Annotated in this window: 2 protein-coding genes; both read left to right on the forward strand. The window is 58.8% G+C overall.

The window, feature by feature from the left end:
• Positions 1-229 (forward strand): transaldolase family protein (locus N181_RS12255; protein WP_280938363.1); only part of this gene is annotated, 229 nt, incomplete at its 5' end.
• Between the two features lie 182 nt (positions 230-411).
• Positions 412-611: Rieske 2Fe-2S domain-containing protein (locus N181_RS31600; protein WP_155621612.1), on the forward strand; the 200-nt coding region annotated here is incomplete at its 3' end.

Raw genomic sequence — 611 nt, forward strand, 5'->3', positions numbered from 1 at the left:
CGTTCGGGAAATCCGGGCGGTCTACAACAATGACAAATCCTTCAATACGAAAATTCTGGCGTCCTCAATCCGCACGCCGCTGCATGTCACGCAGGCTGCAATGGCGGGCGCCGATATTGCGACGGTGCCACCGGGAGTGCTTAGGAATCTTGCCAAACACCCGCTCACAGAGAAGGGACTGGCATCCTTCCTTGTCGACTGGGGCAGGACTGGGCAAGCCATTCTCTAGATGTCCCTGTTGCCGCTTGTCATGAGCGATCCTGCAGAAAAACTGCACTCAACGGGCGATTAAATTCGTTTGCTTAACAGACGCAGCGGCAACAAACTGGCTGGTGAGATCAAAGGCCGGGACCCGCAGAGTCGCTTTCAGCCCTCGCAGCGGCCGCCATCTCGATAGTCAAGGAGAAACAGATGGCTGCTGAGCACAGAAGCATGACTGGGCCTGATCTGGCGCGGGGCATCAGACTTGCCGATCTTGCTGACGACAGCAAGCTGGTCGGCCATTGCGGCGATGCGCAGGTGCTGCTTGTGCGCCGCGGGGCGGAGATTTTTGCGGTTGACGCGCATTGTACGCACTACAACGGTCCGCTCGCCGACGGACTGGTGGCGGG

Source organism: Sinorhizobium fredii USDA 205, assembly GCF_001461695.1.
Classification (GTDB): Bacteria; Pseudomonadota; Alphaproteobacteria; order Rhizobiales; family Rhizobiaceae; genus Sinorhizobium; species Sinorhizobium fredii.